The 14,279-nt window shown below is 72.9% G+C and carries 13 protein-coding genes; 5 read left to right on the top strand and 8 right to left on the bottom strand.

Annotated elements, in window-relative coordinates:
- The first annotated feature begins 75 nt into the window (after window positions 1-75).
- Window positions 76-579, top strand: a complete 504-nt coding sequence (locus tag GKS42_RS09355; RefSeq protein WP_154793579.1) for a hypothetical protein — start codon at window positions 76-78, stop codon at window positions 577-579.
- Window positions 576-1,769: a hypothetical protein gene (locus GKS42_RS09350; protein ID WP_154793578.1), complete on the top strand. Its 1,194-nt coding sequence runs from the start codon at window positions 576-578 to the stop codon at window positions 1,767-1,769. Before GKS42_RS09355 ends, GKS42_RS09350 begins: the two co-directional genes overlap by 4 nt.
- 34 nt (window positions 1,770-1,803) lie before the next feature.
- On the opposite strand, the gene truB is transcribed toward GKS42_RS09350, so the two are convergent.
- Window positions 1,804-2,691 carry a tRNA pseudouridine(55) synthase TruB gene (truB, locus tag GKS42_RS09345; protein WP_154793577.1) on the bottom strand — a complete coding sequence of 296 codons (888 nt, stop codon included), beginning with the start codon at window positions 2,689-2,691 and terminating at the stop codon, window positions 1,804-1,806.
- A complete protein-coding gene (locus GKS42_RS09340; protein WP_232847991.1) occupies window positions 2,688-3,275 on the bottom strand; it encodes a TetR/AcrR family transcriptional regulator in 588 nt (195 codons plus the stop codon). Before GKS42_RS09340 ends, truB begins: the two co-directional genes overlap by 4 nt.
- A gap of 82 nt (window positions 3,276-3,357) precedes the next feature.
- Here GKS42_RS09340 and GKS42_RS09335 point away from each other — a divergent pair, with 82 nt between their 5' ends.
- The gene (locus tag GKS42_RS09335) at window positions 3,358-4,776 is read left to right on the top strand and encodes an MFS transporter (RefSeq protein ID WP_232847990.1); all 1,419 of its coding nucleotides are present in this window, start codon (window positions 3,358-3,360) and stop codon (window positions 4,774-4,776) included.
- Between the two features lie 31 nt (window positions 4,777-4,807).
- Here GKS42_RS09335 and rbfA read toward each other — a convergent pair whose 3' ends face one another.
- From rbfA to GKS42_RS09310, 5 genes are all read right to left on the bottom strand, one after another.
- Entirely contained in the window at window positions 4,808-5,251 is a 444-nt protein-coding gene (gene rbfA, locus GKS42_RS09330; RefSeq protein ID WP_154793576.1) for a 30S ribosome-binding factor RbfA, read from the bottom strand.
- 130 nt (window positions 5,252-5,381) lie between these two features.
- Complete coding sequence (gene infB, locus GKS42_RS09325) at window positions 5,382-8,309, bottom strand: translation initiation factor IF-2 (RefSeq protein ID WP_154793575.1); 2,928 nt, start codon at window positions 8,307-8,309, stop codon at window positions 5,382-5,384.
- A 57-nt stretch (window positions 8,310-8,366) separates the two neighbouring features.
- A complete protein-coding gene (locus tag GKS42_RS09320) occupies window positions 8,367-8,732 on the bottom strand; it encodes a YlxR family protein (protein ID WP_154793574.1) in 366 nt (121 codons plus the stop codon).
- Between the two features lie 102 nt (window positions 8,733-8,834).
- Entirely contained in the window at window positions 8,835-9,851 is a 1,017-nt protein-coding gene (nusA, locus tag GKS42_RS09315) for a transcription termination factor NusA (RefSeq protein WP_154793573.1), read from the bottom strand.
- Between the two features lie 23 nt (window positions 9,852-9,874).
- Window positions 9,875-10,381, bottom strand: a complete 507-nt coding sequence (locus GKS42_RS09310) for a ribosome maturation factor RimP (RefSeq protein WP_154793572.1) — start codon at window positions 10,379-10,381, stop codon at window positions 9,875-9,877.
- Window positions 10,382-10,513: 132 nt separating this feature from the next.
- On the opposite strand from GKS42_RS09310, the gene GKS42_RS09305 reads away from it, so the two are divergent.
- On the top strand, window positions 10,514-11,500 hold the full coding sequence (locus GKS42_RS09305; protein ID WP_154793571.1) for a hypothetical protein: 987 nt from the start codon (window positions 10,514-10,516) through the stop codon (window positions 11,498-11,500).
- On the opposite strand, the gene GKS42_RS09300 is transcribed toward GKS42_RS09305, so the two are convergent.
- Window positions 11,492-13,306, bottom strand: a complete 1,815-nt coding sequence (locus tag GKS42_RS09300) for a proline--tRNA ligase (protein ID WP_154793570.1) — start codon at window positions 13,304-13,306, stop codon at window positions 11,492-11,494. The genes GKS42_RS09305 and GKS42_RS09300 overlap by 9 nt on opposite strands.
- Window positions 13,307-13,381: 75 nt before the next feature.
- Here GKS42_RS09300 and GKS42_RS09295 point away from each other — a divergent pair, with 75 nt between their 5' ends.
- Complete coding sequence (locus GKS42_RS09295) at window positions 13,382-14,257, top strand: Fpg/Nei family DNA glycosylase (protein ID WP_154793569.1); 876 nt, start codon at window positions 13,382-13,384, stop codon at window positions 14,255-14,257.
- Window positions 14,258-14,279 lie beyond the last annotated feature (22 nt).

Genomic DNA, 14,279 nt, shown 5'->3' with positions numbered 1-14,279 from the left:
TAGCGACGCCGGCGGCGGAAGTTTCCGCCCGCCCTGGCCTGGTCCGGCCCGGCGAGGTCCCCTAGCGTCGGCGCCATGCCCACCTCCCCCACCGCGGCGCTCCGGCTCACGACGGCGGAACTTGCATGGCTGCTCTCGCTGCGGCCGGGTCGATCGGCCGCCCTGGTGGCGGCGGCGCTCGGCGTCCCCGCGCCCGCTCCGGCCGGACGGGCCTCGCAGGGCTCGCCGCGCACTCTCGGCGACGACGAGCTGCCGCGGGCCGACGCGGCCATCGCCGGGGACGTGCTCACCTCGGCCTCGGCGCTGGTCTCGGTCGGGACGGCGGACGCCCTGGCCGTGCTGGCCGCGATCGGCCGGGACCGAGTGCTGCTCGTCGCCCCGGACGGCCGCAACGGCTTCGAGATCGCAGCGGTCGACGGCGGCACACCCGTGGGCGAGGCCGTCGCCGAGGTCGCGGCTGGGCTCGGGACCGACGCCGTGGTCATGGTCGCCGATGCCGGCGGGACGATCCGGACGGTCGAGACCGGTCCGGGCCTTGCCGGCGACGTGCAGGCGCTGGTTCACGGGCGGGCGACGTGAGCGTCACCCACGGCGCGGACGTCACCGCGCTGCGGGACTGGTCGTCGGCGGCCGCGGCGGGGGCACGGACCCTTGCCGACGTCGCGGGCCGGGTCGAGATCGCCGTCGGCGCCCTGACCTGGTCGGGCCCGGACCGCCAGCGCTTCGCCGACGACTGGACCGGGCGCTGTGCGCCCGGTCTACGAGGCGTCAGCGACGCACTGCTGAGCGCGTCCGCGCAGGTCGCACGGGACGCCGTCGAGCAGGAGAACGCCAGCAGCGGGCCCGGCGCCGGACCGACACCTCCCCCGACCATCGGCGCGGTCACCGGCCTCGACGCGGCCGCCGACGCCGACCGGGAGGCGCGCGAGGCCGGCTGGGCGCGCGGCGCCGGTCGGGTCCTGCTCGGCCTGGTCGGGAGCGCGGTCGGCGGGCCGGTCGGCGGCGTCCTCAGTGCGGTCGCGGGGCCGCGGCTCGTCGGGCACCTGGTCGGGGTGGCGGACGACCGGGCCGCTCGGACCTCGGTCGCCGACGTCACCGACGAGGTCGCGATCACCGACACGCTGCCCACCGGGCCGGCGGATCTGCTCCACGACATGGCCGACCTGTACGACCACGACGGCGCGGTGCGCCTCGACGTGATCACCCGGCCGGACGGCAGCCAGGTCGCGCTGATGTACGTGCCCGGCACCCAGGACTGGTCCCTTGACCCCGACGGCGCGAACCCGATGGGCGCGTACGGCGCGGTCGGGGCGGCGTCCGGCAAGGACACCCCGATCCGGCGGGTCATGCTCGCGGCCCTGGACCAGGTACCCGATGGCGTCCCAGTCCATCTGGCCACGCACAGCCAGAGCAGCTTCGCGGCGCTCGACCTCGCGGCCGACCCCTTCATCCGCGCCCGCTACGACCTCGCCTCGGTCGTCACGACCGGTGCGGGCGGTGGGAACTTCGACCTCCCGGCCGGCACCACGCTGGTCTCGGTCCGCAACCCGCTCGACCCGGTCGCCCGGATCGGCGGCGCCGCGGACGCCGCGATCGAGGTCACCGGTGTCTGGGGCTCGGTCAACACGCACTCCTCCCGCGAGTACGCCGACCTGCTCGCCCGCACGTCGTCGCCGGAACTGGATGCGTGGTGGCACGGCGTCGGCATCGAACCGGGCTCGACCATGCAGACCCGCGTCCTGCGGGGCACCGTCGCGCCGGGTGACTGATCGGACCGGGTCGTCGATCAGGCGGGGTCGTCGATCAGGCCGGGTCGAGTACGAGCACCGCACGCGCGACCTCGCCCCGGTCGGTGACCAGCGCGACCACGTGTCCGTCCGGTGCGAACGCGGCCACCACGCCGTCACGGCCCGACGGCGGCACGCGGCGCCCGTACCGCAGTTCGGTGGTCTCGGCGTCGGTCAGGTCACGGCCCGGCAGGGTCCGACGGGCGACCTCGCTCATCCCCAGGGCGCGGACGCCGTCGTCGGCCAGGTCCGTCAGGGTCTGCGCCTGCGCCACGTCGAAGTCGCCGACCCGGGTCCGGCGCAGCGCCGTGAGGTGACCGGCGCTGTCCAGCGCGGCACCGAGGTCGCGCGCGAGCGCGCGCACGTAGGTGCCGCTGGAGCAGCGCACCTCGACGTCGAGATCCTGGACGGGGGTGCCGTCGGCGGCGACGCCGGGCCGCCGCGCGAGCACCTCGAAGGCATGCACGGTGACCGGCCGGGCCGGCAGGTCCACGTCCTCACCGGCCCGCACCCGGGCGTAGGACCGCTTGCCGTCGACCTTGATCGCACTGACGGCGCTCGGTACCTGGTCGATCGCACCGGTGAGGCCGGCGACGGCGGAGCGCACCGCCTCGTCGTCGGTCTCGGGCAGGCCCGGGGTCGCCGTGATCTCGCCCTCGGCGTCGTCGCTGACGGTCCCCTGCCCCAGCCGGATCGTGGCCAGGTACGTCTTGTCCGCCCCGACCAGGTAGGTCAGCAGCCGGGTGGCGCGGTTGACGCCCAGCACCAGCAGGCCCGTGGCCATCGGGTCGAGCGTGCCGGCGTGCCCGACCTTCTTCGTGCCGGCGAACCTTCGCACCCGGGCGACGACATCGTGGGAGGTCAGACCGTCCGGCTTGTCGACGAGGACGATCCCGTCGATCATCGGGTGCCCTGCGCGATCCGGCCGATCGAGCACTCGACCAGCGCGGCCAGGTTCTCGTCCTCGTCCACGTGCCGGGGCGCCTCGAGCGCGGAGAGCACGTTGAGCAGCATCCCGGTCGCCACGAACGTCCGGGCCGCCTCCACGTCTGCGCCGGTGCGGCTGCGGTAGAGCTCGAACACGCGGCCAAGGACCTCACGGGCGCGCGTGCCGACGGCAGCAGGTTCGGCGCCGACCACGAAGCCGTGCATGAGGACCCGGAGCCGGTTCGGGTCCCCGATGAGGTCGGTGTAGGCGTCCGCCATCCGCTGCTTCGCATCCGGACCCGGCGCGACCCGCTCGAACCGTTCGAGGATCTGGCCTGCGACGTGGTCGAACACCTCGACGAAGAGGTCGGCCTTCGTGCCGAACAGCCGCACGACGTAGGGCTGCGAGACCCCGGCGACCCGTGCCACCTGATCGGTGGTCGTGCCGGCGTAGCCGCCCTCCGCGAACGCAACGATGGCCGCGGCAAGGATCTGTTCGCGCCGCTCGACCCGGTTCATGCGGCGGGCGCTCTCGGTCGCAGGAGCCTCGTCGGAATTCATGGTTGACATGTTATCAGCGGATAACTACCGTCGCTCTCGCGTCTTGTAATCAGTTGATGCCAACTCCCGATCGGAGACTTCTGTGACAACCACCCTGGTTCGCGACGACCCGGCCGGCACACCGACGACCGCCCGCCGGGCGCCCGTCTGGCTCGCGCTGCTCGCGGCCTCCCTGCCGATGTTCATGGCGACGCTCGACAACCTCGTGATGACCGGTGCGCTGCCCGTCATCGCCGCCGAGCTGCACCCTTCCGTCGAGCAGTTGCAGTGGTTCGTGAACGCGTACACGCTCGCGTTCGCGACGTTCATGATCCCGGCGGCAACGCTCGGCGACCGGCTCGGCCGACGCGGCATCTTCCTGGCCGGGATCGTCGTGTTCACGCTGGGGTCCGTGGCGGCCGCGCTGTCCGGGTCCTCGGAGGCACTCATCGCGGCCCGGGCGCTCCAGGGGGTCGGCGCCGCCGCGATCCTGCCGCTGTCCCTGACGCTCCTGGCCGACGCCGTGCCGGACCACCGGCGTCCGCTCGCGATCGGAGTCTGGGGCGGCGTGTCCGGCCTCGGCATCGCGATCGGTCCGCTCGTCGGCGGTGCCGTGGTCGAGGGCGTGAACTGGGCGGCCATCTTCTGGCTGAACGTACCGGTCGCCGCCGTCGCGATCCCGCTCGTCCTCCGCGGCCTGAGGGCGACCAAGGGTCGGCGTCAGCGGCTCGACCTGCCCGGCCTGCTCCTGGCCGGCACGGGAATCCTCGTCGGGGTCTGGGCGATCGTCGACGCGAACGACGCGGGGTGGTCCTCGGTGCGCATCATCGCGATGCTGGCCGCCGCCGTCGTGCTCCTGGTCCTGTTCGTGCTGCGTCAGGCGCGCACGGACCACCCGCTCGTGCCCCTTCGGCTCTACCGGCTGCGGAGCTTCAGCGCGGCGAACGCCGCCGCGTTCACGTTCTCGCTCGGCATGTTCGGCGCGGTCTTCCTGCTCACGCAGTTCCTGCAGATCTCCCAGGGCTTCTCGCCCCTGGAGGCCGGCGTTCGCACGCTGCCGTGGACGGCGGCGCCGATGCTCGTCGCGCCGCTGGCCGGTGCTCTGGCAGGCCGCATCGGGGCACGGCCACTCGTGGTGACCGGCCTCGCCCTGCAGACCGTGGCCCTCGGGTGGATGGCATGGGGCATCCACACCGACCCGTCCGTCTACGCGGCGCTGGTGCCCGCGTTCGTGCTCGCCGGTCTCGGCATGGGCCTGACGTTCGCGCCCCTGTCCACCGCCGTGCTCGCCGAGGTGGCGCAGTCCGAACGGGCGACCGCCTCGAGCGTCAACTCGACCATGCGCGAGATCGGTGTGACGCTCGGCGTGGCCGTCCTGACCGCGGTCTTCCTCGGGGCGGGCGGCGGCTTCGAGCCCGATACCTATGCGAGCGGGCTGGTACCGGCGCTCGCCGTCGGAGCGGCAACGCTCGCCGTCGCCACCGGGGTGTCCATGTTCCTACCCCGCCACCGGCGCGGTTGACGCCGGTCGGGCTGGGCGGCGGCGAGGCCGGTCAGGCCTCGCTGCTGCCGTCGTCGGTAGCCGGCTTCTTGTACGGGTCGGCCTCGCCCGCATACGCCGCACCCTCGCGCAGCCGTGCGAGTTCGGCGTCGTGTTCGGCCGCCTTGCGCAGCGCGTCCTCGAGGTGGGCGGCCGTCTCCGGCACCGCGTCGAGGACGAACTCCAGGGTGGGGGTGAGTCGGATCCCGGTCTGCTTGCCCACCTCGGACCGGATCAGCCCGCGGGCGGACTCCAGGGCCGCGGCCGAGTCGACCCGCGCCTCGTCGTCGCCGAGGACGGTGTAGAACACCGTCGCGTGCTGGAGGTCACCGGTGACCCGGACGTCGGTCACGGTCACGAAGCCGAGCCGTGGGTCCTTGATCCGGGTGTCCAGCATGGTCGCGACGATCTGCTGGATCCGGTCGCTGAGCTTGCGCGCACGTCCGCTGTCTGCCATGACCGTGCTCCTCCTCCTGTGGTCGGTACCTGGGCGGTACCGCTGTTGTGATCACGATGGCTGCGTGGGCCGGGCGGGAGAGATCCCGCCCGGCCCACGCGGAGCCGACACCGTGCCGATTCGCCGACGCTCAGGCGCGCGGCTTCTCGCGCATCTCGAAGGTCTCGATCGTGTCGCCCTCCTGGATGTCCCGGTACCCGAGTCCGATACCGCACTCGAAGCCCTCGCGGACCTCGGTGACGTCATCCTTCTCGCGACGCAGGGACTCGACCGTGAGGTTGTCGGCGATGACGACGCCATCGCGCAACAGCCGGGCCTTCGTGTTCCGCCGGATCGTGCCCGAGCGGATGATCGAACCGGCGATGCTGCCGACCTTCGAGGAACGGAAGACCTGGCGCACCTCGGCGGTACCGAGCTGAACCTCCTCGAACTCCGGCTTGAGCATGCCCTTGAGCGCAGCCTCGACGTCCTCGATCGCGGAGTAGATGACCGAGTAGTACTTGATCTCGACACCCTCGCGGTCGGCCAGCTCGGTGACCCGCTCCGCGGGCCGCACGTTGAAGCCGATGATGACGGCGTTGTCCACCGTCGCCAGGTTGACGTCGTTCTGCGTGATCGCACCGACACCGCGGTGGATGATCCGCAGCTCGACCTCGTCGCCCACGTCGATCTTGAGCAGCGCGTCCTCGAGTGCCTCCACGGCACCGGAGACATCGCCCTTGAGGACCAGGTTGAGGGTCTCGACCTTGCCCTGCTCGAGCGCCTGGGTGAAGTCCTCGAGCGAGATCCGCTTGCGGCGCTTGGCCAGCGTGGCGGCCCGTTCCGCGGCCTCACGCTTGTCGGCGATCTGGCGGGCCGTGCGGTCGTCCGGGGCCACCAGGAAGGTGTCACCGGCGCGCGGCACGGAGGTCAGACCGAGAACCTGCACCGGACGAGCCGGGCTCGCCTCGGGCACGGTCTCGCCGTGCTCGTCGAACATCGCGCGGACCCGGCCGTGGGCCGTCCCCGCCACGATGGCATCGCCGACGCGCAGCGTCCCGGACTGGACCAGCACGGTCGCGACGGCGCCGCGCCCCTTGTCCAGGTTGGCCTCGATGGCCACACCACGGGCGTCCTTGTTGGGGTTCGCCCGCAGTTCCAGCGCGGCATCCGCGGTCAGCAGGACGGCCTCGAGAAGCTCGTCGATGCCGGTGCGGTTGCGCGCCGAGACGTTCACGAACATGGTGTCGCCGCCGTACTCCTCCGCCACCAGGTTGTACTCGGTGAGCTGCTGGCGGATCTTGTCCGGGTTGGCGTCCGGCTTGTCCACCTTGTTCACGGCGACCACGATCGGCACACCAGCGGCCTGCACGTGGTTCAGGGCCTCCACGGTCTGCGGCATCACGCCGTCGTCCGCTGCGACCACCAGGATCGCGATGTCGGTCACCTGCGCACCACGGGCACGCATGGCGGTGAACGCCTCGTGACCGGGGGTGTCGATGAACGTGATCGCACGGTCGGCACCCTCGTGCTGGGTCTGCACCTGGTAGGCACCGATGTGCTGGGTGATGCCACCGGCCTCGCCGGCCACCACGTCGGTGCTGCGGATCGCGTCGAGCAGCCGGGTCTTACCGTGGTCGACGTGACCCATGACGGTCACGACCGGCGGCCGCGGCTGCAGGTCCGAATCGTCCTCGGCGGCCTCTTCGGCCTCGAGGTCGATGTCGAACGTGCCGAGCAGTTCGCGGTCCTCCTCCTCGGGCGAGACGATCTCGATGACGTACCCGAGCTCGGCGCCGAGGGACTGGAACGTGTCCTCGTCCAGCGACTGGGTCGCGGTCGCCATCTCACCGAGGTGGAACAGGACCGTGACCAGGCTCGCGGGGTTCGCATCGATCCGGTCCGCGAAGTCCGCCAGGGACGCACCGGCCCGGATCCGGATGACGGTGGAGCCGTCGCCACGGGGGACCTGGACGCCGCCGATGGACGGCGCGGACTGCTGCTCGAACTCTTGACGCTTCGCCCGCTTGGACTTGCGGCCACGGACCGGACGGCCACCGGCGCGACCGAACGCACCCTGGGTGCCGCCACGGCCTCCACGGCCACCGCCGCCGGGACGGCCGCCGAAGCCACCGCCACCACCAGCGCCCGGGCCGCCACCGCCGCCGGGACGGCCGCCGAAGCCACCGCCACCACCGGCGCCGCCGGGGCCACCACGGCCACCGCCGGGTGCGCCACGTCCGCCACCGGGGCCGCCACCACGGGCGGGAGCACCGGGCCGGGACACGGCACTACGGCCGGGCATCATGCCCGGGGTGGGCCGGTTGGCGCCACCGGGGCGCGGGCCGCCGGTGCCGCCCGGACGCGGTCCGGCCGCGCCGGTGCCGCCCGGACGGGGCATGCCCTGCGACGGCGCGAACGGGTTGTTGCCCGGACGCGGCGGCCGAGGGCCGCCGGTGCGGTCGCCACGGTCGGGACGGTCGCCGCGATCGGGGCGGTCGCCACGGTCGGGGCGCTCGCCACGCTCGGGTCGGGCGCCGGGGCGGGGCATGCCCTGCGACGGCGCGAACGGGTTGTTGCCGGGACGCGCCGTCGACGGGCGCGGCGCCGGGCGGGCGCCCGGGGTGGGCCGGTCGGCGGAGTCGGCCTTGGCCTCGTCGGGACGCTCCTGCGGGGTCCGCGGACCGGGGGCCGGGGCCTTCGCCGCTGGTGCGGCCGGAGCCTCGGTGGCAGCCGGAGCAGGTGTCGCGGGCGCCTCGGCGACCGGTGCGGCCTGGCTCGGTGCCGGTGCGGCCGGCTCGGCGGGCCGCTCGACCGGAGCCGCGGGAGCGGCCTCGGACGCAGGCTTCGCCGCCGCCTGGCGCGGGGCCGGGGCGGGCTTGCTGGCGGGCTTCTTCGCCGGGGCGGCCGGTGCGGCCTCCGCGGCCGGGAAGGCCTCGCGGAGCCGACGCTGGACCGGCGGCTCGATGGTGGATGAGGCGGACTTGACGAACTCTCCGAGTTCGTTCAGCTTCGCCATCACGGACTTGCTGTCGACGCCGAGCTCTTTCGCTAGCTCGTGGACGCGGACCTTTGCCACAACTCTCCTGTCTCGGTCCGCCCAAGACAGGGACGGACCGTCGTTAGTGCTGCTTACTCATCGCTGGGTACTCATCGGGTGCCCATCGGCTTCTGACCCGCTCTCTTGTTCGATGATCGACGGTGTCGTGCGGACGTTCCGGACGAACCACTCCTCCACCCGGGAGACCTCGGCCGGCGCTTCGAGTCGAAGCGCGCGTCCGATCGCTCGGCGGTTGACGGCGCGGTCCAGGCAGTCGGGATGCGGATGCACCCAGGCTCCCCGTCCCGGTGCGCTCGTGGTCACATCGACGACGACGGCGTGAGCCGCGATCGTTCGATCTGCCACCAGGCGTACCAGGCCGGACCGTGGACCCCGCTCACGACATCCCACGCAGGTGCGTACCGGTCCGGCGGTCTGGGACCGTCGGATGCTCTCAGTCATCGCAATGACCTCTTAGCTCACGGGTGGCCGGAATCCGGCACACCTGAACGGCATACGTCTGCAGGTGGGGGTGTCGGGCGCGGAGGCCCACGGATGAGTGTACTACTCCTGCTCGCCCGGCGATCCCGGGTACGCGTCCCCGGGTACCGGGGTGTCGGGCCGGATGTCGATGCGCCACCCGGTCAGGCGAGCGGCCAGGCGGGCGTTCTGGCCCTCCTTGCCGATGGCCAGCGAGAGCTGGTAGTCGGGGACCACGACGCGGGCGGAGCGGGAAGCCGCGTCGACGATCTCGACGCTGCTGACCCGGGCCGGGGACAGCGCGGACGCCACGAACGTCGCGGGGTCGTCGCTGTAGTCGACGATGTCGATCTTCTCGCCGTGCAGCTCGGCCATGACGGCGCGGACCCGCTGCCCCATCGGACCGATGCAGGCACCCTTGGCGCCCAGTCCGGCCACCTTGGAGTGCACCGCCATCTTGCTGCGGTGCCCGGCCTCACGGGCCAGCGCCGCGATCTCGACGCTGCCGTCGGCGACCTCGGGCACCTCGAGGGCGAACAGGCGCCGCACCAGGTTGGGGTGGGTGCGCGAGATCGTGATGGACGGGCCCTTCGGCCCGCGGGTGACCTCGAGCACGTAGGCGCGCAGTCGCTCGCCGTGCGTGTAGGTCTCGGTCGGCACCTGCTCGTGAGCCGGCAGGACCGCCTCGATCCCGCCGATGTCCACCAGGACCACCTTCGGGTTGGAGCCCTGCTGGATCACGCCGGCGACGACGTCACCCTCCTTGCCACGGAAGGTCCCCAGCACGGCGTCGTCCTCAGCGTCCCGCAGCCGCTGCAGGATCACCTGGCGGGCGGTCGAGGTGGCGATCCGGCCGAAGTCGGCCGGGGTGTCGTCGTACTCGGGGCCGTAGTCGCCCGGCTCGCCGTCCTCGAGCCGCTCCCGCGCGTACACGGTGACGTGACCGCTGGTGCGGTCCAGCTCGACGCGTGCGTCCTCGGCGGCACCCTCCGTGCGGTGATACGCCGACAGCAGCGCCTGCTCGATCGCCGAGACGAGGACGTCCAGCGGGATGTCCCGCTCCCGCTCGATCATGCGCAGGGTGTTCATGTCGATATCCATGACTGTGTTCCTCTCAGTCCCTGTCAGTCCTGCGCGTCGTCGACGCGATGGAAGTCGACCTCGACCGTGCCCCGGACCACGTCGGCCAGGGGGATGGTGAGGGGCTCGGCGCGATCGGCAGTGGGCTGCAGGACGATCGCGGTGCCGTCCGCCTCACGGATCCGGCCGGTGAGGGTGCCACCGGAGGTGGTGAGCGTCACCAGCCGGCCGACGGCGCGGCGGAAGTGGCGCGGCTCGGTGAGCGGCCGGGACACCCCCGGGGTGGAGACCTCGAGCAGGTAGGCACCGTCGATCAGGTCGTCGACCTCGTCCAGGCGCGTGGACACGGCCTTGGACACGTCGGCGAGGAGGTCGGAGTCGACCCCGCCCGGACCGTCGGCCAGGTCGACCGTGACCTGCACCACCCGGTGCCGGCCCGAGCCGACCACGGACACGTCCTCGAGGAACAGCCCGCCGTCGGTGACGACCGGCTCAAGTGCCTCGAACAACAGGGCGCCCACGTCGGCGCCAGGGCCCTGCGATCGGCTCATCGGACTCTCCTTGTGAAGTTGTCACTGTCTCAGTGATGGTGTGTGGACCAATCATGCCCGCCCAGCTCCGGCGGCGCGCGGTCCCCGCGGCGAACACCCCAGCGTAGGTGTGCGCCGTGGCAGGATCAACGCGTGCACACCTGCGTCCGCCGCTCCCAGGGCCGCCTCCTCGGCGCCCTGCTGGTGTCCGGCGCCCTCCTGCTGGGCGGGTGCGGGGTGCGCCTGGACGGGCCGCCCCCGGAGGTCCCGAGCCCCGAACCCGGCGAGATCCTGCGGCAGGAGGCCGCGCTGGAGACGGCGGAGATCCTGGCGCTCGCCGAGGCGGCCGGCGCCGAGGCGCAGGCGTCCGGCGCGACCGGGGACGCGCCGGGTGATCTCGCGCACATTGCCTCCGACGCGAGCACCCACCTGACCGATCTCGGTGGTGTATGGACCGCGCCGCCGCGGCCCTCGGCGACCGACGGCCCCGACTCCGGCGACGCGGCCACCGAACCCACCCCCACGCCGTCGGGCCAGGTCACCGGCGAGGACGTGCTCGACGCGCTCGAGGGCTCCACGGCCGCGGATCGCGCCGCCGACCCGGACGCCGACGCGGACCTGGCGACCCTGCTCGCCTCGATCGCCATCAACCGGGCACTGTGGGCCGCCGAGCTCCGCGCCGACCTCGGCCTGCCGGGCGGCCCCGACGGCTCAGCCGATCCGGCCACCGCCGACCACGACATTCCGGACCCGCTCCCGGCGTCGGCGGCGCCGGTGGTGCGCACCCTTGACGCGCTCGGCTACACCCAGGAGGTGATCGCGGCCCGCGCGGACTCCTCCGAGCGCGGCGAGGCGGCCGCCGCGGCGGTCACGCTGCGCGACATGGCGGAGGACGTCGCCGTCGCGGCCGGCATCGACGGCACCGACGCGGACCCCCGCGTGGCGGCGTACTCGATCGACACCGCGGACCTGCAGGGTGCCCGGGCGACGCTCATCGCCGAACTGCTGCCCGGCTGGCTCGCCCAGGTGCCCGACGCCGAGACCGACGTCCGGGCGCCGCTGATCGCGCTGGCCACGCAGGCCGCGTTCCTCGGCCAGGACCCGGACCTGCGGATCGCGACGTATCCCGGCCTAGGCTGACGCCTCCGCGAGCAGCTCCAACAGCCGGGCCACGGCCGCGTCGGGCGTCAGTTCCTCACGCTCGCCGGAGGCGCGGGTGCGAACCTCCACCACGCCGTCGGCCAGTCCACGACCGACCACCAGCGCGAACGGCAGTCCGAGCAGCTCGGAGTCGGCGAACTTCACGCCCGCCGAGACCTTCACCCGGTCGTCGTAGAGCACCTCGACGCCGGCCGCCTCCAACTGCGCGGCCAGGCCCTCCGCCGTCGTGAAGACGGCCTCGTCCTTGCCGGTGGCGAGCACGTGCACGTGCGCGGGCGCGACCTGGACCGGCCAGGACAGGCCCTTGGCGTCGCAGGTCTTCTCGGCGATGGCGGCCAGCGCCCGGGTGACCCCGATCCCGTAGGAGCCCATGGTGACCGTGACGGCCTTGCCGTTGGCGTCGAGCACCTTCAGGTCGAGTGCCTTGGCGAACTTCTGCCCGAGGGCGAAGATGTGACCGATCTCGATGCCGCGGGCCAGCTCGAGCGGGCCGGAACCGTCCGGGGCGGGGTCGCCGACGCGCACCTCGGCGACGTCGATGACCCCGTCGGCGGTGAAGTCCCGCCCGGCGACGAGCCCGAAGACGTGCTTGCCCGCCTCGTTGGCCCCCGTGATCCACGCGGTGCCGTCCACGACGCGGGGGTCGAGCAGGTAACGAACCGCCCCGCTGGCACCGTCGGTGCCGTCGGAGTCACGCGGCGCACCGTTCGGGCCGAGTACACCGGGCCCGATGTACCCGGCGACCAGCTCGGGGTGGGTGGCCAGGTCCTTCGCCGTGGCCTGCTCGACCTCCGCCGGGAACACGGCGGCCTCGAGGCGCTTGGCGTCCACCTGCCGGTCCCCCGGCAGGCCGATCACGAGCAGTTCCCGGGCGCCGGTGGGCGAGACCAGGGTGACCACCACGTTCTTCAGCGTGTCCGCACCCGTCCACGCGCCGCCGTCGGGCCTGGCCTGCGTGGCGTTGGCCACGTCGACCAGCGACTCGATCGTCGGGGTGTCCGGCGTGTCCGCGACGTACGCGGCGGGCAGGCCGGCGACCACGGCCGCCTCGACGGGCTCCGGCGACGGTGTGTGCACCGCCTCGACGTTCGCGGCGTACCCGCCGGGCGAGCGCACGTAGGTGTCCTCGCCGATCTCGCACGGGAACAGGAACTCCTCGGAGCGCGAGCCACCCATCGCCCCGGACATCGCCGAGACGATCACGTAGTCGAGGCCGAGGCGGGTGAAGATCCGCTCGTACGCGGCGCGCTGGGCGTCGTAGGAGGCGGCCAGGCCGGCCTCGTCGATGTCGAAGGAGTAGGCGTCCTTCATGATGAACTCGCGGCCTCGGATCAGGCCGGCGCGCGGGCGCGACTCGTCGCGGTACTTGGTCTGGATCTGGTAGAGCGTGAGCGGCAGCTCCTTGTAGGAGGAGTACAGGTCCTTGACCAGGAGGGTGAACATCTCCTCGTGCGTGGGCGCGAGGAGGTAGTCGGCCTCCTTGCGGTCCTGGAGCCGGAACAGGTTCGGGCCGTACTCGGTCCAGCGGCCGGTCGCCTCGTAGGGCTCCCGCGGCAGCAGCGCCGGGAAGTGGACCTCCTGCGCCCCGGTCGCGTCCATCTCCTCGCGCACGATCGCCTCGACCTTGGCGAGGACCTTCAGCCCGAGCGGCAGCCAGGAGTAGATCCCAGGGGCGGTGCGGCGGATGTAGCCCGCCCGCACCAGGAGGCGGTGGCTCGCGACCTCGGCGTCGGCCGGGTCCTCTCGCAGGGTCCGCAGGAACAGTTTCGACATCCGCATCAGCACGCGGGCGAGTCTATCCGCTGCAACAGGCCCGGATTCTCCCTGGCATGAGCCGAACTCCCTTGCCAGACTGGGACGATGCCGGAGCTACCGGAGGTCCAGGGCCTCGTCGACTTCCTCACCGAACGCACCGTCGGCCGCAAGGTCGCAGCCGTGCACGTGCTCGGGATCCAGACGCTGAAGACGTTCTCCCCCGCACCGGACGCGCTCGCCGGCGGCACCGTGGCGGAGGTGGCCCGGCGCGGCAAGTGGCTCGACCTGCGGGTCGAGGACCTGCCCGACGGCGACCTCCACCTGGTCTTCCACCTCGCCCGGGCCGGGTGGTTGCGCTGGCACGAGAAGCTCCCGGTCGGCGTGTCCCGGTCGCCGAAGTCGCCGGTGGCGCTGCGGGTCGACCTGGACGACGGGTCCGGCTTCAGCCTCACCGAGGCCGGCACCCGCAAGCGCCTGGCCGTGTACGTGGTGGCCTCCCCCGAGGAGGTTCCGGCGATCGCGAGCCTCGGCATCGAGCCGCTCTCGGCGGAGTTCACCCGGGACGCGTTCGCGGCGATCCTCGCCGGGCGCAAGCAGCAGATCAAGGGCGTGCTGCGCGAGCAGGGCACGATCGCCGGGATCGGGAACGCCTACAGCGACGACATCCTGCACGCGGCGCGAATGAGCCCGTTCGCGATCAGCTCCTCTCTCGACGACGAGGCCGTGACCCGGCTCTACGACGCCATCGGGGAGGTGCTCCGGCCCGCGATCGAGGCGTCCTCGGGCCGCCCGGCAGCGGAGCTGAAGGACGCGAAGCGGTCCGGGATGCGCGTGCACGGTCGCGCCGGAGCGGAGTGCGGGGTCTGCGGGGACGTGATCCGGGAGGTCTCGTTCGCCGACTCGGCCCTGCAGTACTGCGCCACCTGCCAGACCGGCGGGAAGATCCTCGCCGACCGGCGGATGTCGAAGCTGCTGCGCTGAGGCGCGCGACCCCAGGCGCTGA

Source organism: Occultella kanbiaonis (genome assembly GCF_009708215.1).
GTDB lineage: Bacteria > Actinomycetota > Actinomycetes > Actinomycetales > Beutenbergiaceae > Occultella > Occultella kanbiaonis.
Note: the sequence above shows the minus strand (reverse complement) of the source record. Positions and strands in the feature narration are given on the sequence as shown.

Excerpts from the sequence above, each read along its gene's own strand:
- GKS42_RS09355 (WP_154793579.1), top strand. The coding sequence starts at position 76 with ATGCCCACCTCCCCCACCGCGGCGCTCCGGCTCACGACGGCGGAACTT.
- truB (WP_154793577.1), bottom strand. The coding sequence starts at position 2,691 with ATGATCGACGGGATCGTCCTCGTCGACAAGCCGGACGGTCTGACCTCC.
- GKS42_RS09340 (WP_232847991.1), bottom strand. The coding sequence starts at position 3,275 with ATGAATTCCGACGAGGCTCCTGCGACCGAGAGCGCCCGCCGCATGAAC.
- rbfA (WP_154793576.1), bottom strand. The coding sequence starts at position 5,251 with ATGGCAGACAGCGGACGTGCGCGCAAGCTCAGCGACCGGATCCAGCAG.
- GKS42_RS09320 (WP_154793574.1), bottom strand. The coding sequence starts at position 8,732 with ATGACTGAGAGCATCCGACGGTCCCAGACCGCCGGACCGGTACGCACC.
- nusA (WP_154793573.1), bottom strand. The coding sequence starts at position 9,851 with ATGGATATCGACATGAACACCCTGCGCATGATCGAGCGGGAGCGGGAC.
- GKS42_RS09310 (WP_154793572.1), bottom strand. The coding sequence starts at position 10,381 with ATGAGCCGATCGCAGGGCCCTGGCGCCGACGTGGGCGCCCTGTTGTTC.
- GKS42_RS09295 (WP_154793569.1), top strand. The coding sequence starts at position 13,382 with ATGCCGGAGCTACCGGAGGTCCAGGGCCTCGTCGACTTCCTCACCGAA.